Raw genomic sequence first — 24672 nt, 5'->3', positions numbered from 1 at the left:
TTTCTTTCAATGATGCGCCCGGGCCGCTTCGAGCATGCGATCAAGCAAGTCCACCGCGACGGGATCACCAGCGGCAATGGCCTCGAACAACCGGAACGAGCAAACCCACACGCGACCGGCTCCGTACCGTTTGGTATATAGGGTGGCTCCCCACTCGATCGTGTCGGGCCGGCCGAACTGATAGGGCATCGCGTGCAACGCGAGAATTTCGCCACCAGCCTTCCGCACGCTCTTCGCACAAGGATGGATGCGTGGATAACAGGCGCCATAAGCGGGCCCTATCTGGCGCTCGGGTCCCAGATGACCGAACAACGCATCATCAAACGCGAAACCCATGTTTCCGGCAAAAGCGCCGTTGCCGTAAATCTCGCGCGGTGTGTCTTCGCCGAAAAAATAATGCAGGTAGGCGAGATCGCAGTCCACGAAGAGCGCCGTGCGACCGGCCTCGACTTCACGACGCAGCACGCGCTGATTTTCAAAATAGTTCAGCGTGCGATCGCGTCCTCGGAGATGGACCACCACCGGGAGCTTCGCCGCGTTGGCCTGATTACCAAACTTGATTGTCTTCAGGCCCAGAGTCGTGAGTTGCTCACCAATCTCCGATCTCGCCGCTCCGTGGGGAGCGACACTGCTGTCCATCAGCAAAATTTCCGTTCCCTTGAAACGAGGCGTCCCGAATACAGTGAGCGTCACCTCATCTGAGATGGTCTCTCCACCACAGGTCGCGTCCGCACGCAGTTGCCACCGGCCAGCTCGATCCAGCGGCAAGGTCGTTTCCAACAACGCCGAACTCCAGCCGGCGTCACCGGAGAACTCCCATGCGTGAACGACTTCCTCCGCATATCGCAGGCTAACTCCACCGCGCACGCTCTGCGCCCGCGGTCCTAAGTTTGAGACGACAACTCGCAATTTCACTTCAGCCCCCTCCGCAAAACAGGTGCCCGGTGTATCAAGCAGGAGAACTTTCTCGCGGTTGAGTTCGCGGAAACCCGCATAAACACGCTTCGGTTCACGCCAGAGATCGACGATACCGCCAAACTCACTCGACGCGTCGGCGCCCTGCGTAATCACGTAACCGGCGACTCGGGGATTCAGCCGCAACGCACGCTGCTCCAGCCGCACCATCTCCGCCTGATCATAGCCTAGCGCGTGATAAAACTGCTGCAGCGATCCAAAATAACGTGCCAAATCGAACTCTTCCCACCCACGCACGACTTCGTCGCGGTAGTTTTTCATCTGCCGGTAATCTTCCAATCCAAGCGCGCGCTCCGCATCCGAGTAGGTAGCGAGCACACGCTCAAGATCAGGCAATGCGCTAGTGCCAAACTCGCTAACGAAGAGAAGTCCAGGCTCGTTGCGACCAACAGAGACGATGCGTTGATCGAGCTCCTGCGCCGAAGGGAAATTCCGCAGATAAATATGCTCATCCTGAATGGGAACTGGCGCACGGCCTTGACCAAAAATGCCGTTGCCCGAAACCGCTTCGCCAACTCCACGCCCGGAGTTGCCCGTCATCAAACGCGTCGGGTCCAGGCTTAGCCCGAGTCGGCACGCCGCCTCGATCAACGCACGCGGGCTCTTATGCTTGAAGTAGACGGTGTCACTAAACTCGTTCAGCAATGTCCACATCACGACTGACGGGCGGTTCCGGTCGCGACGGATCATTTCCTCCACTTCTTGAAGACAGCGCGCGTCGATCTGGTCGTCGTCGGCAACCCAGCCTATCGGAGGCTCGCCGATGACCATCAGCCCGAGTTCATCACACAAATCCAACTCGCGCGGGCTGGCTGGACGCAAAGTGATGCGCGAAAGATTGCACCCCGCATCGAGGATCGAACGCACGTCCTTGAGCGCCATCGCCTCGTCCTGCGGATACACGAGCGTACGCGGAAATCCGCCCTGATGCAGAACTCCGCGCAGGTGGATCGGCGTTCCGTTGAGCAAAAAACGCGAGCCGTCTGTCGTGAATTCCCTCAGCCCAAATCTCCAGCTGCGCGAGTCGCGGCCCGATGCACCTTCAAAGTCCAGATGGAGCATCAGTAAATTTGGTGACTCACAGGACCACAGCGGCGCATCCAGCAGAGCCACTTTGAAAATGCCTTCTGCGCCAGAAACCGCCACGCGCCCTTCGGCCAGCGACAGCCCGCCTTCACGACGCGTCACCCAAAAACGCAACTCACCACCAGCAACGCCACTGTTTGCCAGCCCAAGCGTGTAATTAACCGTGATCTCTCGCGGATTCAGTCGCGGCTGGATGAATGCGTCCTCGATCCAGATTTGTTCGGTGCGCAACAAATGCACCGGCTGCCACAAGCCCCCAAACGAATAGTACCAACCCGCCTTGTAGGTCGGCAGCGCGGTCTGACGCAGCGGATGGCTGCTCTGAAGTCCTTCGACTGCGTATTCACGCGGCGGATCGATCACACGCACCAGCAGTTCGTTCTCACCCGCACGCAGCCATGGACCAAACTCTACAACAAAGGGCGTATACCCGCCGTCATGCGCGCCCAACGAGACACCATTAAGAAAGACCTGCGCACGATAATTTACTGCCGAAAACCGCACGCGCCAAATCTGACCCAATGACCCCGCACCGGCATTCACCACGCACCGATACCACCCCGCTCCGTCATAACCCGGACGGATTTGCTCCCACACGTGCGGCACTTTTACGGCAACCGCTTGATCCCGCCAACCTGCTGGCAATCGTGCGGGATCTTGTACGCAGGATGGATCAAAATAGAGCTGCCAGTCGTCGAGCCGGACGCTGCGCGGGAGAGGGTCTAACACGGGTGCGTTCATCGATGATAAAATTATACCTTCGCAACTGCTGAGCATCGAGCGTTCAGCCACAGGAGCAATCGCCGGGGCCAGTCCCCGGCTTCAGTTCCAGTCCTGCCCAGCCCGAAGCCGTGGCCTCCCTCGGCAGGAAAATACGTCGTGCACTCCGCCTCCACACCGCGATAGGACGCTTGCAAAGCCAGCGAGTTCTCCACCGGAACGAGCGCGTCGTCCCGGGCGTGTACGAGAAACAATGGCGGAGCGCAGTCCGCAACCTGCCGCTCGAGCGAGTAATGTTCTCCGAGCGAGCTATCTCGCTTATGTCCGAGCAGCGTATCGACCGACCCGCGATGCGCCCACGCTTCGCACATGCTGACAACGGGGTAGATCATCGCGAGAAAATCGGGCCGTTCAATCTTGTCATCAGGCGGGACCATCAGCGCGGCGCAACCCGCAAGATGTCCGCCCGCCGAAAACCCCAGCACACCTACACGATCACGAGGAACGCCAAAATAGTCAGCTCGTTCTCTGACGAGACGCAGCGCCGAACGAATATCCTCGAGCGGTGCCGGCGCTCCAGGCTGTGGCACCCGATAGCGAAGCACGAACGCCGCAAATCCATGTGCGTTTAGCCAGTCCGCCACGTTGTTCCCCTCGTGTGCCGTCGCGAGAACTTCGTAGCCTCCACCCGGGCAAATGATAATCGCCCCGCGTGGATTTTCTACAGCACCTCTCCTCCAGGCGAGGGACGCTTCGACAACATCCGTCTCCAGGAACACCTCACGTGAAAATTCGCGCCCGGCGAGCGGCTTGTCCGCTGGCCAGCGTTCACACTGAGCGCGCAACCGATAGATTTCGTCATTCGGGCGCTGCATAATCTTTCGGTCCGCCCAAGCGCATGAACTTCCGGTACACGAAAAACGCGCACACCAGCGCAAGCGCCGCCAGCCCGCCTCCAAAAAGAAACGTCAGGCGATAAACTTTGCCCGTCGCATCGATCGTCCAGCCGATCGCCGGTGCCAGCACGATGTTGGCCAGGGACAGGAAGATACTCGAAGCGGAGAAAAACTGTGCATACTTGTGATGCGGGAAAAGCCGCTGCCCGAGCGAAGCCACACAAGTGTAATAGCAGCCGGAGAAAACACCGTGCAGTACCCACGCGACCAAAAACGCATTGGCGGTGGTGGCATAAAGCGATCCTGTCAGCGTAACCGCGGCATACGCGGCGAGGGAAACCATCACCATTCGCAGCGGATGAAATTTATCCACCAGCCAGCCCAGAAAGTAGGAGAATCCGAGTGAAACCAGAAACGTCAGCGCGAGCATCTTGCCGTAAAGATCCATGTCCACGCCGAGACTCCGGGCATACGGAAGCGCAAACACATTGACCGGCTGAAAGCAGAGGCTCGCGAACATCCACATCACAAATACACTCAGATAATAGGAGTTCGTGAAGCACTCGCGCACATAACGCCTCAGATCGGTCCACCACCCTTTCAATCCGCGACGCTCCGGTTGCGGCTCCGGCGGCGGATAGTCCCCCTCCTTCACCTGAAAACACATCCACATAAACGCGACGGTGTAGGTGATGCCGATGATGACCAGCATCAGCGTGAAATGAGTGGGCACCTTCCCCATCAGCCAGAAATTGAAGATCATCCCATCGATCAGGCCTACCGCGCGAAACAGCCCATAGAAACGCCCGAGCAGCGGTTTCGGCACGACATCATTGATCAGCCCGCCAAGCAGTGTTGGCACCGCGATGGTGGCGAGTTCGTACATCGCCCAAAAAATACCGAAGCAGCAGACAGCCACGATCCGCTCATTCTGCAGTATCTCCAGCATCCATGCACCCGCTGCCGTGCCATCGAGCGCGCCGTGCAAACCACTCCCCCACGCATGTTCAGGTGCGAGCACCGCATGCAACCAGCCCGCGAGCAGCGGCGTGAGCCCGATACCCACGATACCAAGCCCCGCGAGCGGTGCCATTGTCAGCAAAAACGGGATACGACGACCGCGTGGACCACGGTGGCGGTCTGATTTCATGCTGATGATCGGTCCTAGGACCAACCACAGCGCCGCCGGAAAAGAGGTGATCAGCAGCCCGAACAGCAGATTGGGAATCTGGAGCGAATTAAGATACCATTGGGCCATCGGCCCCACCGATCGCTCCCGCGTAGCCCACGCGAAATCGCCAATCAACAGCCACGCGAAAAGCGCCACCAGCGTCCCCAACGTGTACACACGCGTACCGGCCGACCACGTCTTGCGCGCCGCTGGTTTCTCAACGTTGGCCGATGAGTCTGCAGGATTGGGATCGGGCGTAGTCATGAAGGGGCCTTATGCCATCCAAGCCATCTGCTCCCGCCGCAAGCGCCACTTCGAATTGTTGCCCGCAAGGAAACAGTCGAGTTCCTCCACGAGAAAATGCCCCAACCGGCGGCACTCCTCGTCCATAGCGCCTGCGATGTGCGGCGTCAGCACGACATTTGGCAGTGTAAACAGCGGGGAGTCCGGCGGCGGCGGCTCGGGCTTGGTCACGTCGAGCAGGGCGGTCAGGTCAGGTCGCACGCGTAAAACTTCAATCATCTCCTGCTCGCGAACGATGATTCCGCGAGCCGTATTGATAAAGGTGGCACCCGTGCGCATCGCGGCAAAATGCGCGCCGGTGATCATGCGCTCTGTTTCAGGCAGCCAGGGGGCGTGCAGCGAAACAACATGTGACCGCTTGAAAACGTCATCCAGGGAAACCAGTTCGACGCCGAGCTCCGCCGCTTGCGCGGCCGAACACTGGGGATCGTAAGCGATCACGTGAAGATCGTAGGACTTGAGCATATCCGCCGTCCGCCGTCCGATCGCGCCCAAGGAAATGAGCCCGACCGTCGTGCGATACGCTCCGGGCATCGTTCCCGTCTTGGGAAGATAGCGTTTCTCGCGCTGCATCCCGAGCGCGTATTTCCAGACATGTTTCAGGCTGAAAATAATCGCCGCCACGGTGAACTCGGCAACCGGGATGGCGTTCATAGAATAAGCCGACACAATCTCGATCCCACGCCGCCAGAACGGCTCCGACACCACGGCCTTGACCGAGCCCGCGCCGAGAAAAACGGCGCGCAGTTTGGGAGCTGCCTCCAAAAACGTTTCGTCCATCACGCGCATGCCCCAGCCTCCCATGATCACTTCCACATCCTGCAACAGATGCAGGTTCTTCAGCAGCGCAGCTCCGTTGAGTGGAGGTGCGACGATCTCCAGACGCTGACGGACGGCGGCATCCAGCTCCTGCCCGTAAATTTGCTCGTAGGCCCAGTCGTCTAGAACGAACAGGCCGCGTGGTTTGGGAGAGTTCATGGGAAAAACATAGTTCAGAAAGAAACTGGCTCGGACGTTTTCCCGCCGGGCGGGCACACCAGGAAATAGTCACGCGCATTGACGCGTACGCGCACCGTGCGGCCTTCATGCGAAGGATCGCTGGCTCGCAGCTCACCGCGGTTGAAGATCAACAAACAGGGCGCATCTGTCTCGACGGAGAGTTTGTGTGATGGAACGTTAAATTTTCCGGCGACATAAAATGCGGCCATCCACGTCCCGTCCGCGAACCGCACGACCTGCGCCTCCGCATCGTTTCTCAGGATGCTCCACGAGGGCTTCTTCACCAAGCGGGCGGCCTTTCTCACGCTGTCGCAAGGTATCACCACAAACCCGCTCGCGACGCCTTGCGGTGAAAGTCCGTGCTCCAGCACTGCCAGAAAAATATTCTCCGAAACTGGATCGACCGGCCCGTTCAAATTGATGTCCCGCCACGCGCCCGACACCGGCCCCAGCGAGAATGAAACCGCCGCCGCGCCCAGTGGCACATAGACAAGCCCGTCATGGTGAATCCACGCCACTCCGCGTCGCTCCTGGCGGCCGGTCGGGAGCGTAGTGGTTCCCTCGGCATCCGCCACCGTCACCGCTCCGCGCAATCGCCGCTGATCGAGCGCCGTGCGCACCGGCTCTCCCGTCTGAGTGCTCGTCAGAGCGCCGATCAGTCCAATCACCACATTCTGGTGAGCCACCCAGAATTTTCGGGCGGTGAGAGTCACCGCATCCCCTTTGCCCGTCGCGTAATCCATGGCTGACGCGCCCGACCCCTGAGACTCGATCGCTCCCACGAAGGGTCGTCGTTGGAGGGTGTCGATGTCCGCAGCGGAAGTCACTCCGGGCAACAACTCCCAATCCCAGACCGGAGGCAGATCCACATAATCACTACGGGAGGTAAGCACATAATGATCGCCCCAGTTGAGCTTACGCCCACGCCGGTTCTCCCGTTGGATAGATTCTGTCAGCTCAGAGCGAGCCGACACCGTTTTCACGAAGAAGCTAAAAGCCGGCGCATGATAGGTCGCGAAGTCCGAATGAGGAAACGCTCGAAACCCCGCTTTTACCGCCTGTCCGTTTCCCTGCTTCCGCGACGCCGCCAAGAGTTCTTTTTTTCGTTCAGGCAAGAGATCTGCCAGTAACGCCAGCTCCGGACGCAGATCGGCTCCCGCGAGCGCAGCCGGGCGGCTCACCGCCCGATCCAGCGTGCCCGGTACCGTGACTATGCCGCGACTCATCCATACGCTCCCCTCACCTGCAAGATGGGCAAGGAGACGCACCTTGTCCTCCGGAAATGCCCAAGGCGTGTCACGCAGCAGCCATGCGATCCGAGTGGTATCTTGGAAAAACGAGCCGCCATAATGAAACTGCTGCAAGCGCGCACCGTGCTGGTGAAAACTGAAATCGGACTGAATACCTTGGGCCCCGCCCTTCACAACTTCCCCAGCGATCAGCCGGCTCATCTCCATCACGGTCGCGGAGTCATCCTCAAGCGCAGCCGCCATCAGCGCGAGTTCCGCGCTCCAGACCGTATTCGCGCCCACCCCTGCCTCCATCACTTTGAACTGCTTCAACACGGCCATTGCGTTTTCGCGTTTGTCTCCGGCCAAGCGCGCGCCGAGCAGCACGATGATGTCGCGCATCACCTGGGGCACACCGATCTGATTCTGCCACCAGTTCGGATTCTGGTAACGCTTCTCGGTCCAGTGATCGAGCGCACTAAAGAGCGCGCGTTCGGCGCTGGCGCTCCGATGGAGTGCGGATTTCGGATCGGCGGTTTCCCGGGCTAACACGCGGATCCGGCGCAGATGATCAACCACCGGCCACGCCCCTCCCGCCGTACTTGAATAATCGATATCCGACCAGCTGCCATCCTGCCTAATCTCGGAAATCCAGACTGCGGCCTGCTTGCCCTCCCAGCTTACCGGCGGAGAACCACGCGCGTAACCAGCCAGCAAAAGTTCGCGATACCGATCCACCATCACCTGAGGGCTCACTTCCGCCGCTTTTGACAACGACAGAAGAATCACCATGGAAAACAACGCTCCCATGACAGCACGGGAGCGTTGTTTCCATTGAGGAGAGATTAGTAAGGAGGATGCGGTCACTGGTACATGATGCGAAGTAGCCGGCAGAAAAGCCGCTTTTAGAAGCTGCCCTTGACCGAGAACGTCCAAAGCGCACCGTACAGATCTTTTTGAACGAGTTCGTCTGACCGGCCTGCGCGCTTCTCGATGAGACTCTGGCCGACGTTGCCGACATCGCGTCCCGCGAGCACGAGCGTCGCCCACTTATTGATGACAAAACTGGCATTCACATCGGTACGGATGCGTTCGTCGCGGAAACGCACCGAATTGGCTGTGTTCGTCCAGGGTGTGTCAGAAGTCCAGATGGCGTTGCCACCGAGTGAGAGCCGTTTGTAGCGGAAGGTCGCACCTGCATTGATCTGGTGCGGAGCCATGCCACCGCGCCGGACGTCAGCATAGGCGCGGGTATAGTTGGCGTAGACGTTGGAGCCGAGAAAGGGCTTGGGCAGAAAATAGAGGCCCTGGCGGTATTCCAGCTCCACGCCGCGGAAACGACGGGAGTTCTCGCTGTTGACCGTGGACCGGACGGTGTACGCGCCATAAGTCACGGGGTCGATCTCGGGGAATTCGTCAAACCACGTGCCAGGCGGACGATCAAAGTCGACGCGGAGATTATCGATGTCGATTTGGAAAACACCTGCTGAAAGCGTGCCGGACTTGGGAAGATAGTACGCCAGTTTAGCCGAGTAGTTATTGGACTCTTCGGGGAGAAGACCGGGATTTGGAGCGGAGATGATCAGCGATTGCTCGTTGAAGGTCGTGACACCGGCGATGACGGTCAGCGGCGGACGGTTGATCGCCTGATGCATACCCACTTGAGCGATCAAGTTATCGGTGATCGTGTATTTAAGCGCGGAGCTGAGGAAAACATGATCGTAGGAAGTCTCCTTCTCCAGATCAGGGAGTGACCGGAATTGATATTGCAAGCCGGGGATCGTGGTCGCGCGACCAGTTGCATCGAGAGTGTAACCGCCCGCAACCATCTCAGCGCGTGTGCGCTGCGTGGGCTGCTGGATCACATCGGTGGTTTTCTCGAAGCGGACACCAGCTTGGATCTGGAGTCGGTTAATGCGCGTGTTGGCGAGCACATAGGCCGCATCGACACGTTCATACACGTTACGATTGTTGCCGATGAAGGCCGCATAGTGATTCGCAGGGGTCGCTCCCGTCTGGGTGAACAGCTCAGGATTCGAGCGGTAGAGATCGGCGGCATAGCTACGACCGGGGAATGCGGGGGGCAGGTTGCTCAGCGAATTGAAATCGATGTCCAGTGCGCTCATGTCGATCGAATCGCCGGTAAGCGTATTCGCAGGGAAGTTACCCGTGGCGCCACCGCCGGGACCATCGTACCGCCAAGTGTACCAGCTCCGCCGATCCGCAAACTTGCGATAGTCTTCGCGGCTCTTGATGCCCGCCTTAAAGAAAGTGGGCAGCCCCATGATCGGGCGCTTCCAGGTGATGTCGAGACCACCGCTATAAACTTCATTGGAGTCGTTGCGGCCTTCATCGGTGATCCGCGGGTTCTTATAGTTCGTGACTACGCCCCAATCAGCTCCAGCTACCTGATTGAAGGTCCAGTCAGCAGAACCGATGGATGTACGGTTCGCGGTGTATTGAATGCCCGACAGCGCATCGACGACTGTGCTGCGCGCTTTGCCTTCCGAAATCGCGCGATACTCGTTGTCGGATTTCGACCAGCCAAAACGCCCTTCGACGGTCAGTGTGTTGGTCGGCTTCCAATCGAAGCTCGGCATGATGCTGGTCGTGTCTGTGAACTTGTCGGCACCGTCGCCGGTGAGCGTGAGTGAAGAGTTAGCAGCACTGGAAGTGAAGCTCACCATCGGGTCGGAACCGACAACTGTGGCGCGTGAGGTTGCGTTGTTGTTGGTCGAAGTCACGAAACGGAACTGACGGTTATCCCAAGTAGCGTGGTATTTCGCGAACGTGGTGTTCACGCCGAACGAGAGGCGGGGTGAGAGTTTGTAGTCGACGCGAAAGCCGAAAGTCTCGCGGTCTGTGAGCTTGGGACCGTCCGTGAAGGTGATGGTCTGCGGGACCGCCACACGGGGATCAGCTACGGTGGCCGTGCGATTCACCGTCGTCATCGAGTACTGCTGAAACTCGTTGTAGAGGCTCGAGCGGTTATAGGTCAGGATGATGCCGAGCCGCTTGTTGAGGAAGATGTCCGAGTACTCCAGTGAAACGGAGGGCAGCGCCTTGTGATGCTTATAATCGCCAGGGCCCGAAGTGCGCTCGAACTGGAACTCCTCGGAATTGGCCGAGAGGGAGGCTGTGTAGCTTATCCGCCGACCCGAACGATCAAAAGCACGCTTCGAGCGGAGATTGATAGTGCCCGCCGGCGCATCCGCATCAAGGTCAGCGCTGAGGTTTTTATAGACCTCCACGGAATCGACACTCGAAAGGGAGATAGACTCAAAACCAAAGGCGCGGCTGCCATCGGCACCCGCGTTATCTGTGCCCACGGTTGCGTTGAAGGCATCCGCACTGGCGAGTTTCACGCCATCCATCGTGACACCGACGTACTGCGGATCGAGACCACGCATACGAGGACCACGCGCGTCGAACTGCACATACTCGAGATCGACACCGGGAAGGTGCTTGAGAAACTCACCGATATTACCTTCGACCACATCGCCAAACTCGTCCGAGGAGACGTGATCGCCGATCGTCATCGAGCGGCGCTGATTCTGGGTAGCCTTCGCCTGCCCTTCCACTTCGGCAGAAATGATAAAGGCCTCCAGTTCGATGACCTCGCCAGCATCTCCCATCGTGCGCTGTTCAGCAGTATAGAGGCTGACATCACGCGTGACGGTCTGGCCTGCGACGACCGTTACGGTCGTCTTGGCTGTTTCATAACCGGTGAAGGAAACCTCCACGGTCACGTCGCCTGCCGGTACGCCGGTGAAGACATAGGAGCCTTCACGATCCGTATCAGTGACCTGGTTCGTTCCAGAGATCCGCACTTCGGCTGAACGAACAAATTCTCCGGTGCCAGGCTTGAATACCTGACCGGTGATGGTGCCCGTGGCCTGCGCGAATAGCGCGACCGGCAGGGCGAACAATAACCACAAAAGAAGATCGAAACGGCGCACCGATGAACGGGCCGGAGAACTGAGGTGGAGTCGGGGGGTATGCATGGTGTTGGGAAGAGAAGAGAGAATCGCCGACGGACAGGCCGTGGAAATCAACGAGGGGGGAAATCCGGCCGGGGGCGACCGCGAATAAACGTACCGTGCAAACGCTCGCAAAATATCCAAACCCGTCCGCGTTAAACCTGTTAAATTTTTCGCGAACGGGCGTGCTACTCGTTCATCGGTACTCAGGTAGAAACGCTTTCTCCGCAGCAAAGAGCTCAAGCGTCATCGCCTCGATCTGAGCCGGCGTGCAGACCGCTGATGTGAGCGGGTCCAGCAGCAACGCATGCACGGCCGTTTCCACGCTCCGGTTGATCGCCGCTTCCGCTCCGAGATCGAAGAAACTGAGATTGCTCGCGGAGACCGCCGCCATCTGCCGTGGCAACGCACCGTAGCGAATCGGCTGCACGCCGTTGGCATCGATCAGGCAGGCTACCTCGATACAACCCCACGCCGGTAGATTCGCGATGAGTGGCCCACCGCCATCGGTGGAATTCATGACGTTTCCATGAATCCGGAACGGCGAGTTCTTCTCCTTCGCCTCGATAATCCAGGACGCGTACTCCCACGAACGCGGCCAGTCCATCGCGAGTTCACCGCGCAGGATTTTATTCCGGTCGCGATCCGCATTTGCACGCCAGGTCGGCCAGTGCGTTGCGTAAAATCGCGAACCGCCGTCATAGCCACGGCGCAGATAGGCGCGCCCAGCCGCGCTCTTTCGATAGTACGGCAGGTACTCGGATAAATGCCCGGAGCTCTCCGTGATGAACGCGCCGAACCGAAGGCACATGTCTTTGCGCACGATGTCGCGATCCAGCGGCACCGGCTCGTATTCGGAATCAGACGGGCCGTTGCCTGCGGCGTGATCCGCCAGCGCTTTTTCCACGTCGCGGGCAAACCGGGCCTTGAGATCTGGATACAGATCGCGCCCGGCGTGAGTGAGCCGGGTGAACCACGCGAGATGATTGATGCCCGCGCACTCCCACTCCAGCTCCGTCACAGGAACGCCCGCATACCGTGCGAGCTGGTCACTCGTGTGCTGCACGCTGTGGCAAAGGCCCACGACCTTCATCGAGGAAGTTCTCGCCGCCGCCGTGCACAGCATCGCCATCGGGTTCGTGTAGTTGAGCACGAGTGCATCCGGGCAAAGCCGCTCACAATCCTTCAGCACTTTCAGCCAGACTGGGATGGTGCGCAGCGCCTTGAACAGGCCTCCCGGTCCGATCGTGTCACCGATGCACTGATCCACCCCGTACTTGAGCGGGATGTCGTTGTCCCAGCGCACGCATTCGAGCCCGCTCACCTCGATGCAGTTCACCACATAGTCGGAGTCTTTGAGAACCTCCACGCGATCCGTCGAGGTCACCAGTTTCCAATGAGCTTTCCCGATCGAGGCGAGCAACTGGCGTACGAGCCTCGCAGATACGCGCAGGCGTTTCTCATCGATATCGACCAGCGCGATTGTCCCGCCGCGCTCGCCCGGAATGCGCACGAGATCGTTCACAAGTCGCGGTGTGAAGAAGCTCCCCGCGCCGAGAAAAGCCAGTTTGATCTTACGTGAAATAGCGCCTGGCAGACCGCTCACCGCGGAGCTTTGCGTGTGCGCTGCATGGCCTTTGCCGGAAGTGGAGGAAGGGGATGATTTCGTTTTCATGGGATCGCCTGGAAGCTGCCGACATATCGCTCAGAACGTGCAGAGATAGAAGTTGATCGGAGCCCGTCATTTTGTGAACTCCCCCCCCTAATGCCTGCGGCCATCTATCCACGACTCACCGCCGCCGACGACGAAACGTGGAGCGACACGCGTTACATCTGGGACAACTCCCGGCGGCCGCTGACGGATTATTGTGTCGTGCAACGCACTCTTTCCGGCGCTGTGCGCTTTGAAATGGACGGCCAGGCAGAACTCGCAGCCCGCGGCCAGGCGCTCCTTTTCACCCACGATGAACCCTCGCGCTACGGCTTTCCGGCAGAAGCAACGGTTCCCTACCGGCTCCGCTTCATCGCATTCTCTCCCGGAGCACTGCGCCCTTTTTTCGACGAGTTGAGATCGGCGTTTGGATCGGTCGTGCGCATGCGCGACGGCGGAGAGGCCGCCCGCCTGCTCGATGAGATCATCGCGCGAAGCCATCGTCATGATTTTCGCGACCCATACCAAGTTGCGGAGATGCTGGGCCGGCTGCTCTTTTCGCTTCGTCGCGAACAGCTATCCGACCGCGATCCGGTCGACCCGATCGAATATGGCAGGCACCTGATGGACAACGACGCCGGCGGCAGGCTGGGCCTGAAAGACATCGCGCGTCTCACCGGGGTTTCCCGGGAATACTTTATCCGCGAATACACCAGACGCCACGGATGCACTCCCGGCGGAGCGCTGCGCGCGCTCCGGCTCGAAAAGGCCCGCGCCATGATCCTCGCTACTCCCCTGCCCTTGACCGAGATCGCTGCAGCCTCCGGCTTTGGCAGCGCAGATGCCCTGCGACGAAGCTTTCGCCGCCATTTCGGGGAAAACCCGCTCGCTTTGAGAGCACCGGGGCGTTGAACCCGCGAACCCGTTCAAGGCGCATGCCGTATCGGCGTCGCGCAAAGGCGAAGGGAAAGCAGTCATTTCCCCGGCGCCCAGACGCGAAAAAGGCGGACAATCGATGGTACGATTGTCCGCCTGATTATGCGGGCCCGGGCCGCTCCTCCGTCGAGGAGGCAACCCGGATCTCAAACATCAGCTTATTGACGGGGATCGGTGTAGGGCTGGGGTTGCGACAGGAATACTGCGGGACCGGCGGCCGCGTTGCGGCGCACCACTGAGACAGCCCGGGCGGGCGCGATCTCAAGGGTGGAATAGTCCGTAGCCGAAGCATCATCCTGCTTGAGCCAGGTACCGGCAGTCGTGCGCCAGTAATAGACCCAGCGAACTCCATCCCACAGACCGACATTATCGGCCTGCTGAACAGTCAGCCCGGACGTCCACGCTCCCGGACCTTCGAAGGCATAAGCGGAGAGCGGCTGCGGAACAGGGAACCGGCCCGAAGTCATCGTGGTGGCGCCGCCTTTCACGCGGAGGAGTTGTTTCGATTCGGGAACCACGCCCGTGAGTTGCAGCGTGAAGGCGGGACGGCCTGCACGACGTGTCAGCACCCACGCGCCTTGCGGAGGAAGCACGACGTTATCCTGAGCGACCATGCCCGTAAGCTGTCCGATCCAGGCATTCTGCGTGGTGGAACGATAGTAAGAGACCCAGCGGGTGCCGTTCCATAGACCGACGGTGTCGGCGGTGAACAACGAGCTGCCGGGAACGACCAGATCGTTGAAGAACGACGCGAGCGTATCGGCCGGGGCAACTTCGATTTGATCTCCGGGCGCCAGCGTCCAGCCGGCTGTATCCAATGCGACCACCTCGGCCGCTCCATCCGACAGATCCACTGTCAGCGTGTTGTTGCCGTTGGCGGTGATCAGGGCGTGGCGTCCTGCCTGCGCGCCGGTGAGCACACGCAGCCAATGCGGACTGGCGGCAAACGCTCCCGGCACAAACGGCGTTCCCGCCATAGTCACTTGTCCCGCACTGACATTCTTCACCGTGCCAAGGTAAAGCGCCGGTGCCAGCAATGGCTGGCCGAGATAAGCGCTCGATGCGCCGGCCGGCAGGCTATGCGAAACATAACCCGAAGGCTGGCTGCGCACCGTGGTGTCGCCGAGGACTACCGCGAGCCGGAAGAATCCACGTGAATCGGATGCTGGCAGCAGTACAGACGCTTGCGCCGATTGGGCATCGATCGGTGTGCCCGTGACGGTTGACGCACCTTGCCACACGGTTTCTCCCGCAGGCAGCGTGGCCAGTGTCTGCCATGTCGTCAGATTCTCGGAGGTTTCCACGCGGTAGGTGACCGGCGCAGGAACGCGGTGTATGAATACCAGCGAGAGCTGGGCGCTGTCGGAGTCGAGGACCACCGGAGAGGGGTCGGAGATGGTTACGGAACCGAGCGTCGCATACTTCAGTAGCAACGGCACGCCGTCATCTGCTGGTGTATCTGTGTCCAGAGTTTCAGCACTCAGACCCTGATCAACTTTCCATTGCTCGTAAGCGGTCAGAGCGGCCGACGGACTCCAGATCGAGAGCAGGTAATCGTCCGTAGGCAACGGCACGCCGAAGTCTTCTGGTGTGGTTGTGAGAAGAGTCGGATCAACCGTCCAGGCTCCGGTCGCCCCTAGTGCGAGCGATACCGGTTCCGTGATGCGGGTGTTGACCACCATCGTCCATGGTGAAGCCGCATAAGGCATGCGGCCGATCAGGATCGAATCGTAGACCCTGAAGTTACCACCGCCACCGTTGAAAGTCTTGGTGACATCCAGCGGGTTAGGAGGCGTGTAGCCTTGAGGAAACGGATAGCGGTGCAGCGCCGGGGCTTCCGCCGCGATATAGCAGTGATCGATCTCCAGTCCGTCCAAGTCCCCGGTCTGGATCGCGCAGTTGCTGCTCGCGAAGATCACGGAGTCTTTGAACTTCATGTTGGAGTAGCCCGAGGACCCGAAGAACTGGAACGTGTCCGTATGGGCGCTGCCGTTCGAGCGATAGCGCGGGGCGATGTAGCAACCGATGAACTTGAAGTTCGAGAGCGCGCCGTTGGTGCTGGAGGCGGCTTGGGCGCTGTCGACGTCGCGCACCGAATATTCGGGCAGCACCACTTCGACGAACTCCATGTTGGAGCTGGCCATGTTGGTGGAGGCGGAAGCGCCTAGCCAGTTGGTGATCTTGGTCCAGGCGATGGCGGAGTTGACGCAGGCGCTGGGGCGCAGCGAGTAGGCGACGAAGCCAGCGAAGCACACGTTGTTAACATTGTGGATACGTGCGCCGACGCTGCCGCTGATGCCGATGGTGACGGTGCCGTAGCCATCGCGGGGGGCGACGGTAATGCGTTTCGTCCAGGCGGTGGAGCCGAGGTTCTGAAGCACGGGAGTAGAGGTCGAGCCCGAGCCGTTGCCGGGAAGATCGCCGGGAGCGACGCGGATCAGCACTCCGGCTGAAACCTGCGCGGGTGTGAGCGCCGTAATCGCGTCGCGAATGGCGGTCCATGTGCACGCTACATCGATCACATGCGGCACCGTGGTGTCGTACAGGAAGGGAGTGGGCAGCATATCCGGCCAGTGCGTGCCGTTGGGACCGAAGGATCCGAGCGAGAGATTCCCGATCCGATAGGTGGCACTGACCACATCGCTGTCAGGTACGCCAGTTTTGTAGGAGATCGCTTTCAAGGTGGTCGTGCTGCTGACCGCGATGGGAGCGGTGTAGAGTTCGCCCATGGTCGGCGATGGCTGCGATCCATCCGTCGTGTAGCGGATCGATGCGCCCTCAGTCGCCGAGGAGAGCGTGACGGTCTGGGCAGAGGTGAACGTCCCTCCGGCTGGGCTGAACTCGGGATTCGCCACGGGAGCCACGAGGAAGGTGTACGAAGCATTGGCGACCACGCTAGGAGACATGCCCGTTTTGTAAGCGATCGCCTTCAGGGTTTTGTCGCTGCTCACCGCGATCGGCCCGGCATAGATCGTACCGGTGGTTGGAGTTGGGTCCGTGTCGTCATCCGTGTAGCGGATACTCACATCCGAGGTCGCAGTAGAAATAGAGACCGATTGGGCGGTAAAATAAGTGCCGCCCTCCGGAGTGAATGCAGGCGCCGATACCTGAGCCTGCCCGAGAAGCGTTCCGATTACGCTAAGATCGTCGTAGCTCGCGCCGTCATTATTTGTCCCATAGCCGACTTTACCGAAGCCGAAGGATGCGTCGTCCGCCGAGGCGATCTCGACGTCGTCAAGAAACACGACGATCAACGAACCCGTGCGCTCGATCTTCAACCGATAGTCGGTATCGCTCGCCACCACGGCCGTGATATCGGCGAGCTGCGTCACGACGCCGCCCTGGACCTTCAGGATGCCCTTCGTGTTGTCGTCATTACTTTCGTTGAGCGAAACGTAATAGAAGTTGTTGGAGTCTTGATAGTGGAAGACCACGGCGGCGTCGTTCCAAAGCGCACCGGTCCCGGTGATGCGCATCACCGTGCTTAGAGAAAAATCACTCTGGATTGCGGTGTTATGCACGCTGAGATTGCCCAGGAATCCGGGGCTGGCGCTCGCCGGAGCGGAGAGAACGTAACGCCCCTCGTTCACCGTCCAGGTACCCCCGGAGACCGGTGTGAAATTACCCGCGGACAAGGCAAAGTCCTCGGAGATGCCCTCCGTCGGTCCAACGCTGCCGACTGCGTCGCTAAAATTGTCCGCGATAAAGAGTCGGGTAAAACCAGATACAACAGGCGATGTGCTGACCTGATTCAGCAGTGGTCCGGGAATTCCTGTGTCCCAGTCCGTGCCTGCCACATGTCCCGAGATCACCGCGGCGTTATTGCCTTCGGTGGCCTTGTCCACGCCGGCGAGATTCACAGGGAAAACATATAAAGTGCCCGGGTTGTTGACCGTTCCCGCCACGACATCGTAGCGCAGCACCGCCCGATAAGGGGTGCCGAAACTCAGGACCTGCGTGCTCCAGACGATGGCCGTTCCGCCATAACCGAGCACATAACCTGCGTCCGCCGACTTCGCGCGAATTCCCGCGCGCACGCTCGAAGAGTTGGCGGCCAGGCCGAAGAAAGATTCCCCAGCGGCACTCGCCGAAGTGATGCTGAAATCGAAGCCAAAATAAATCGGTCCGGGACTGCTGGCTGCGATTGGAAACGGATAGTTGATCGTCCCGGCGCTGCCAAGCGGCAGATAGATATCCTGCCCGTTAATGCCGCCAAAGGAGACGGCCCCCTGATTCACGGTGATCTTGCTGCCATTGCCGCCACTCGAGCCGGACTGGCGATGCCAGCCGCCCACGCCGACGCCATCAGGCACATCCGTATTTACTATAATAGTACCGTCTGGATAGTTGAAAGTCTCCTGGTAAACGGCGGCGGGAAGTGTCGTGATAAAAGCGCTCGCAAGCGCGGTAAGCAGGACATGCCTGAGGCAGGTCCAGAAGTAAGATGCGTAACGATACGTCATGGTCTTTCGGGGGGGGGGATTAACGGTTGGGTGATGCAGGCGCAGGTGTCGGCACAAGCGCCATAAACGGGGAAAAATAAATGCGGGGGACTGAAACCAGTTTCGTCGGGAACGCGTAAAACCGCGGCTGCTTCGACAAAACCGGAAAGGGTGAAAGCTGTGCGAAACCTGTGAACCGCCGCGCAAGTTTCAAAGCATCCAAAGTTCAACCTGTTAAATCCGCGATGCCGTTGGAGCTCCCGGCGTGTTGTATCCAAATCGTGTTAACAGGTTAAATTTTCGTGCGATTGAGGCGTGCGAGGTTTGCAACACACCAGTGCTGTACTCCACGAAGCATACCCTCCTCCGAATCTGCTTCAGTAGACCAAGTTCGCGCCCGCACATCACGTGTCTGCGAACTTCAATCAACGCAGCTCACAACCACCACTCCTGACCCCATGAACATTCCTCGCAGCCTTCTCTTTATTACCGGCCTTGCCGCCCTGCCCCCACTCGCCACCGCCCAGCTCACCTGGACCAACGCCGGCGCCGATTATCTCTTCAGCAACTCCGCCAACTGGGCTGGCAATATCGTGCCCAATAGCGGCGCCGATCTCAGCCTGGCCTCCAGCGACTTTGTCGGTCTCGACAATGGCGGCGATTTTCTCGCCAACAGTCTGACCATCCAGTCCGGCGTCAGCGGCGCGTTTCTTCCCGCGGGTGCTGAGACGCTCAGCCTTGGCTCGGGTGGAATCTCCAATCTCGGCAGCGGCATCGACTTCCAGGTCGCGCTCAATGTAACCGCGAGCCAGACGTGGCATGTCGGCAGCGGCACCTTCCTCTTGAATAATCTTCTCGGAATCGCTTCTGGCGCGGTACTGACCATCAATGTCGGCTCCGGCGCGTGGTTCGATTTCGCAATGGCCGGCGACAATCCCGACTGGTTCGGTGCAATCAACTTCACCGGCGATCTCACCGGTGCATCGCTTTTTGCCAACGGTACGGGATTCACGGCTCAAAAACTCAGCCAGATCACGCTCGATGGCGTCGCCGCTCAGCTCGACGGCAACCGTTTCGTCACAGGCTCCGTGCCCACCGCAGTACCTGAGCCATCCACCTACGCGCTCACGGCTGGTGGCGCCCTCCTCTGCCTCGCACTCACGCGCCGTATCCGCGCGCGCCGTATTCGTACATCAAATTTGCCAGCAACAATCTGACTCATTGGTTGTTCGGCTTAGGGGAAAAGCGGAGCCATGACAGCTCCGCTTTTTTGTGCCCGCGTACAGGCGGTCAGCTGCTCAACAGGACCGCGACGCGTGCAGTCTCCTCATCGCTTCTTCGTCCAGAGCCGTGTCGTACACCGCCAGCCCGCCCAAACGGCCGACAAAGAAATTGCCCATCTCTCCCCAGCGGTACACCGCGCCCACCGTGAAATCCGAGCCGCGCTCACCGACTTCATTGATCGTGCGCGGCCAAAAATAAGGACTGAGCCCGGGCCGGTAATCGAGCCGTCCATCGAGATAGACGCGCACCCAGTTTCCATCGAAGGTGAACGCCACCTGGTGCCACTCGCCGAGCGCCACCGGCTTCGCGCCGATGCCGGCTTCCATGCAGTATTCATAACCTGGAGATGGCTTCCCCGTCGCAGAGACGTGGCCGCAAACCGAGTCCGCGCTGTCCCAGATCGTCAGATCGAGGAACAGACAATACTGCCGCGTCTCACCCGTTTCGTTCCACATGCCAGCAACCGCCTGGCACTGCTTGAAACTTTTCGGCGCGCGCTTCACCCAGGCCACGACCGAGAACGGCTGCGGGCCGTGAAGATTCAGCCCGGCACAGCCAGCGCGTGGCAGGTTCAGCCACTGTCCCTCGCGCAGCTCCATGCTGAAGCGCCCGCAAATGCCGTCTTCAACACGGGTGATCGGTCCTTCGCGTTCCACCAGCTCGTAGCGATGCCACCCCTCGGAAACGCGCGGGGTACCGGTTGGTTCCTGAAAATGCCAGCGGCAGAGCGGTTCAGTCGTGTTCATAAAAAATTACGCGGCGCGGCCGAAGTCGTCCCGTTGATCTACAAGCCAAACACCCATCGACCAACCGTCCACATCAGCAATGGTAACAGCAGCGCAAACAACAGATCCACACGCAGCCCCGCGCGTAACATGCGCGGCAACGTGATCAGCCCTGAGCCATAAGCAATGGCATTGGGCGGTGTGCCCACCGGCAAAGCAAAGTCCGCGCTGGCCGCGAAGGCCACCGGCACGCAGAGCAGCAGCGGAGGTTGGTTCACTCCAATGGCCAGCGCGCCGATCACCGGCAGGAAGGCGGTTGCGGTGGCTGTGTTGCTCGTGAGCGCCGTGGCCACGATCATCACTGCCGTCACCAAGAAAACGATACCGATCGGCGGCCAGCCGGACAATCCCTCGAGCGCGGTCGCCAGCGCGGCCACCAGCCCGGTTTTCTCCATCGCAGCCGCCAGGCTGAGACCGCCGCCGAACAAAATGAGCACATCCCACGGCATTTTCTTCATGCATGTCCAATCAAGCACAAAGCCGCCCCGGCTTCGCCCTGCGGGGATGAAGAAAAGCAGCAGCGCCATGCCCATCGCGATCACTTCATCGGTGATGAGCGCGCCTAGGGGCCACGGCGCATCCGGACTTTTAGGCGCGGGCGCTTTCCACAGTTCGCGCGAGATCCAAAGGGTAACCGCTCCCACAAAAGCCCCCGTCACCGCCCACTCCGGCCAGTTCATCCGACCGAGCCTCGAGCGCTCCTCGGCCAGCCGTTCCCGCACGCCGGATACCTCCGTGTTTTCTACGAGAAAGCTCCACCGAGTAAGGATCCAATAAACGAGCGGCAGCGAGACGATGACCACCGGCACGCCGAAAAGCATCCACTGACCGAAGCCTATTTCCACCCCGTGCGCCTTTTCCATGTAGGCCTTAAGAACCGCATTGGGCGGTGTGCCGATAAGTGTGCCCATGCCGCCTATGTTCGCACCGTAGGCGATGGCGAGCATCAGCGCAGCGCCAATTTCACCACCGGGCTTTCCCGCTTTTAAGAGACCATAAACGCTTACACCGATGGGCAGGAGCATCATCGCGGTTGCGGAATTGCTCGTCCACATGCTGAGAAACGCAGCAGCGCAGAGAAAACCGAGCACCAACGAGCGAGGCTTCGTACCGACCGAACCGATGATTGTCAGTGCGATCCGGCGGTGCAAATTCCACCGCTCCATGGCCAGCGCCAGCATGAAGCCTCCCATGAAAAGAAAGATGATCGGATCGGCGTAGGGCATCGCCGCTGACTTGATGGGCGCGATTCCCATCAGCGGCAGCAGCACCAGCGGTAGCAACGCCGTGGCCGGAATCGGAATCGCCTCCGTGATCCACAACACGCCCATGAGCAGCGTGAGCAATGCCACGCACGTACCTCCCTCGGTTAGCCCGGGAAAAGCGGGCGTCCAGACAATTGCCGCGAGCAGCAGCACCGCGATAAAAAGTCCGACCCGTCGCGGCCAGCCGCTCCCTTCCGACGACGCAACGTGTTCGTCGAACGAGTGCGGGGGCTGTTCACGTGGGACGTTATCCATGGGGTGATAAATACTCGGCGAGCGTCAGGGGCCTCAAGCGATCTGCGCCCGTTCAGCATCTTTCCGATAACTCAAGCAGCAGGCCAGCACGAGACACACCGCCCCGAGCGCGTAGCCACTCGCACTCCACGCCAGCGCCGCCCCCAGTCCCTGCGATTTTGCCAGCAGTCCCACCAGCCAGGGCGCGAAGCCACCGCCGAGAAACGCGAGCGAGATCATCAAACCCGTAGCCAGTCCACGGACACGCGTCGGCATCACTGCGAACAGCGAGGTGAACAGCGCGGAATCAAAAAGCCCGCGACAAATCCCAAAAAGCCCCAGCGCTCCGTAAACGACGATCTTATCACCCGACAGCCCGAGCAGCGCGATGAACGGAATACCCAGCACCAGTCCCACGATCTGCGTCAGCGGCCGCCCGAGAATCGTGCGGTTCAACCACGCATCGGAGAGTTTCCCGCCGAGCAAGACACCGATCAGCGCTCCCGCCTGATGATAGATCGCCGCATGAAATCCCGCCGCCGACAACGTCAGCCCGAAGCGTTCGTGCAACAGGGTCGGCATCCACGCGAGATAAGCCGTGTTGACGAGCAGCATTCCGAGAAACGCGCTCATCAACCAATAAAAACTGGGCACCCGCAGTACCGCGCACACGCGCTCGCGCAACGGGATCGCGCTCTCCGCCACCCCTCCACTTCGCGGCGCATCCGGCAGCCGCCACGCCAGCAGCGCCGCCACGAACACACCCGCCGCACCAAATCCATAAAACGCCTGATGCCAGCCATACGTCTCGCCCACCCACCCCGCGAGCCAGCCCGCGCCCGCCACACCGACGTAGTTCGCCGACTGATGGATCGAGAGCACCAGCCCCGTGCGTTTCGGCGCATGCAAATCCGTCAGCAGCGAAGCCGCCGCCGGAAAATAACACGCCTCCCCCGCCCCCGTCGCCGCGCGCATGAGCACGAGAAACAAAAAACTCCCCGCAATGCCCGACAATCCCGTCGTCACACTCCACGCGACCAACGCCACAATGATCACGCGTCGCCGGCTGCGCCGGTCCGCCAGCCATCCCGCAATTGGCACCAACGCCGCGTAGACCCAGTGAAACACGGAGTTGAGCAATCCCAGCTGTCCCGAATCCAGACCGAACTCCGCTTTCACCAGCGGCAACACTCCGGGCAAAATCTGGCGGTCCGCCTGATTCAGAAAAAACGCGAACCACAGCAACGTCAGCGCGCTCCACGCTTGTGGATGAGCGGGACGACTGGCGGCGAACGGAATGGATGCAACAGGAGACGCGATGGCCATGTTGGGGGTATGGGCGGTATCGACCAGTCTCAGCCGGACACCGCACCCTCAATCCACACGCGGTTAAACCTGTTAATCGCTTCCGCCATTCACGTTGTTCGTCCGAGGGAAAAGCCACGTCAGGTGGTCGTTTTCCCAATCGAGGACGAACGCTATCGCAAACACGCCGGTCCACGCAAAGCGCCGCGCCCCGAGTCCCTCGCCCGTCTTTGAATCGTAATACTCCCGCAAGAGCTCCGGCTCCGCGGCAACCCACCCAAGCAGCTTCGCCCGCATCGCGTCAGCCACCTCCGTGTAGCCGTAGTCGCGCAGTCCCTTAAGCGCGAAAAAAGACGTGTTCAGCCAGGCCGGCCCACGCCACATCGCCCGACTGTCGTAGCCCGGCGTGTCGTACGCCGCCGTGGGCATACCGGGAAAAAACTTTTCTGGATTAGCTGCGGCAGCCGCAACCCGCGCCGCTCGGTCTTTCGGCGCGATCCCTGCAAACAACGGCATGAAACCCGCCGGGGAAAGGACCTGACTCGGGGCTCCAATCACACGATCCCGATCCACATAAAATCCTTTCTCTTCGTCCCAAAGCTGATCGTTGATCTGCCGCGCAAGTTTCTCCGCCCGTTCGCTCCATCCGGCTGCCTCTGACTCACGATTCAACCGTGTCGCGAGATAACTCAGCGCGCGAAAATGCGCGTAGAGATAGCATTTCAGATCGATAGCCCACAGCCGCTTCTCGTCGCTCTTGGAAAGCTGGTACCCGCCATCCCAGCGTACGGAGTTGTCCCAGCCCGACTCGTTGCCCGGGTGACCGCCCGCGTAGAAATAAAGTCCGTCGCTCTTCCCTCCGCGCTCCTGATCCCAAAATTGTCCCAGTCGCACCAGCTTCGGATAAACGCGCGCAATATACGCGTCGTCGGGCGATCGCCGGTCGACCACAGCCACCGCCCATGCCATGACCGGCGGCTTTCCGTATTCGCTATTCAACTTCCCGTTCTGATGGAGAACATCGGGCAGCATCCCATTCTCGAGCTGGCGGTCCAGGATGATGTCCATCTACTCGTGCGCGAGCTTCGCGTCCCAATGAGCGACCCCGACCGCGTGAAATGCCGCGTCCCAGTTCCATATCCCGCGATAAACCTTGGGCGATGGGACAATACCACGGTACGGCGCCCACGCCGGACTTTCCGTCACGTTGCCCAATAGTGTCGCGCGACTCCTCGCCAGCAGCGTGCGCTCGGCCTCCGTGTGTTTCGAACCTGCCACACTCGCCCACGCTTCCGCCTCGGCACGCAGCTACGCTACTTTCTCCTCATCCACCGCCGTTGTCGGTGCCGGTGGATTCGTGTTTGCCACAGGCTCCGCACTCGCCGCTGGCGCAGCGTGAAAGGCTGCAACC

Annotated in this window: 15 protein-coding genes; 3 read left to right on the top strand and 12 right to left on the bottom strand. The window is 60.1% G+C overall.

The features are described from left to right. Nucleotides 1-6 precede the first annotated feature (6 nt). The 7 genes from CMV30_RS16575 to CMV30_RS16545 all read right to left on the bottom strand — a co-directional run bounded on the left by CMV30_RS16575 (nucleotide 7) and on the right by CMV30_RS16545 (nucleotide 13034). A complete protein-coding gene (locus tag CMV30_RS16575) occupies nucleotides 7-2802 on the bottom strand; it encodes a glycoside hydrolase family 2 protein (protein ID WP_175414925.1) in 2796 nt (931 codons plus the stop codon). An 11-nt stretch (nucleotides 2803-2813) separates the two neighbouring features. Next, complete coding sequence (locus CMV30_RS16570; RefSeq protein ID WP_096057058.1) at nucleotides 2814-3656, bottom strand: alpha/beta hydrolase; 843 nt, start codon at nucleotides 3654-3656, stop codon at nucleotides 2814-2816. Beyond that, nucleotides 3640-5112, bottom strand: a complete 1473-nt coding sequence (locus CMV30_RS16565) for an MFS transporter (RefSeq protein ID WP_096057057.1) — start codon at nucleotides 5110-5112, stop codon at nucleotides 3640-3642. The genes CMV30_RS16570 and CMV30_RS16565 overlap by 17 nt, the downstream gene beginning before the upstream one ends. A gap of 9 nt (nucleotides 5113-5121) precedes the next feature. After that, a complete protein-coding gene (locus CMV30_RS16560) occupies nucleotides 5122-6129 on the bottom strand; it encodes a hydroxyacid dehydrogenase (RefSeq protein ID WP_096057056.1) in 1008 nt (335 codons plus the stop codon). A gap of 14 nt (nucleotides 6130-6143) precedes the next feature. Continuing rightward, complete coding sequence (locus CMV30_RS16555) at nucleotides 6144-8246, bottom strand: polysaccharide lyase family 8 super-sandwich domain-containing protein (protein WP_138223346.1); 2103 nt, start codon at nucleotides 8244-8246, stop codon at nucleotides 6144-6146. Between the two features lie 38 nt (nucleotides 8247-8284). Then, a complete protein-coding gene (locus CMV30_RS16550; protein WP_096057054.1) occupies nucleotides 8285-11383 on the bottom strand; it encodes a TonB-dependent receptor in 3099 nt (1032 codons plus the stop codon). 172 nt (nucleotides 11384-11555) lie between these two features. Continuing rightward, the gene (locus CMV30_RS16545) at nucleotides 11556-13034 is read right to left on the bottom strand and encodes an alpha-glucosidase/alpha-galactosidase (RefSeq protein WP_096057053.1); all 1479 of its coding nucleotides are present in this window, start codon (nucleotides 13032-13034) and stop codon (nucleotides 11556-11558) included. A 90-nt stretch (nucleotides 13035-13124) separates the two neighbouring features. On the opposite strand from CMV30_RS16545, the gene CMV30_RS16540 reads away from it, so the two are divergent. After that, the gene (locus CMV30_RS16540) at nucleotides 13125-13922 is read left to right on the top strand and encodes an AraC family transcriptional regulator (protein WP_096057052.1); all 798 of its coding nucleotides are present in this window, start codon (nucleotides 13125-13127) and stop codon (nucleotides 13920-13922) included. A gap of 182 nt (nucleotides 13923-14104) precedes the next feature. On the opposite strand, the gene CMV30_RS16535 is transcribed toward CMV30_RS16540, so the two are convergent. Beyond that, a complete protein-coding gene (locus tag CMV30_RS16535) occupies nucleotides 14105-18409 on the bottom strand; it encodes a chitobiase/beta-hexosaminidase C-terminal domain-containing protein (protein ID WP_096057051.1) in 4305 nt (1434 codons plus the stop codon). A gap of 437 nt (nucleotides 18410-18846) precedes the next feature. Between CMV30_RS16535 and CMV30_RS16530 the strand changes: the two genes are divergently transcribed. Continuing rightward, a complete protein-coding gene (locus CMV30_RS16530; protein ID WP_096057050.1) occupies nucleotides 18847-19605 on the top strand; it encodes a PEP-CTERM sorting domain-containing protein in 759 nt (252 codons plus the stop codon). Between the two features lie 81 nt (nucleotides 19606-19686). On the opposite strand, the gene CMV30_RS16525 is transcribed toward CMV30_RS16530, so the two are convergent. The 4 genes from CMV30_RS16525 to CMV30_RS16510 all read right to left on the bottom strand — a co-directional run bounded on the left by CMV30_RS16525 (nucleotide 19687) and on the right by CMV30_RS16510 (nucleotide 24329). Continuing rightward, nucleotides 19687-20418: a LamG domain-containing protein gene (locus tag CMV30_RS16525; RefSeq protein ID WP_096057049.1), complete on the bottom strand. Its 732-nt coding sequence runs from the start codon at nucleotides 20416-20418 to the stop codon at nucleotides 19687-19689. 38 nt (nucleotides 20419-20456) lie between these two features. Continuing rightward, nucleotides 20457-21977 (bottom strand): SLC13 family permease, encoded by a 1521-nt coding sequence (locus tag CMV30_RS16520; protein ID WP_096057048.1) that lies wholly within the window; start codon nucleotides 21975-21977, stop codon nucleotides 20457-20459. A 33-nt stretch (nucleotides 21978-22010) separates the two neighbouring features. After that, on the bottom strand, nucleotides 22011-23282 hold the full coding sequence (locus CMV30_RS16515) for an MFS transporter (RefSeq protein ID WP_096057047.1): 1272 nt from the start codon (nucleotides 23280-23282) through the stop codon (nucleotides 22011-22013). 72 nt (nucleotides 23283-23354) lie between these two features. Then, a complete protein-coding gene (locus CMV30_RS16510; RefSeq protein WP_096057046.1) occupies nucleotides 23355-24329 on the bottom strand; it encodes an MGH1-like glycoside hydrolase domain-containing protein in 975 nt (324 codons plus the stop codon). A 139-nt stretch (nucleotides 24330-24468) separates the two neighbouring features. Here CMV30_RS16510 and CMV30_RS19605 point away from each other — a divergent pair, with 139 nt between their 5' ends. Then, entirely contained in the window at nucleotides 24469-24660 is a 192-nt protein-coding gene (locus tag CMV30_RS19605; RefSeq protein ID WP_138223345.1) for a hypothetical protein, read from the top strand. The last annotated feature ends 12 nt before the right edge of the window (nucleotides 24661-24672 follow it).

Source organism: Nibricoccus aquaticus (genome assembly GCF_002310495.1).
Taxonomy (GTDB): domain Bacteria; phylum Verrucomicrobiota; class Verrucomicrobiia; order Opitutales; family Opitutaceae; genus Nibricoccus; species Nibricoccus aquaticus.
The sequence above is the reverse complement of the archived record's forward strand: the minus strand, read 5'-3'. Positions and strand labels throughout refer to the sequence as shown.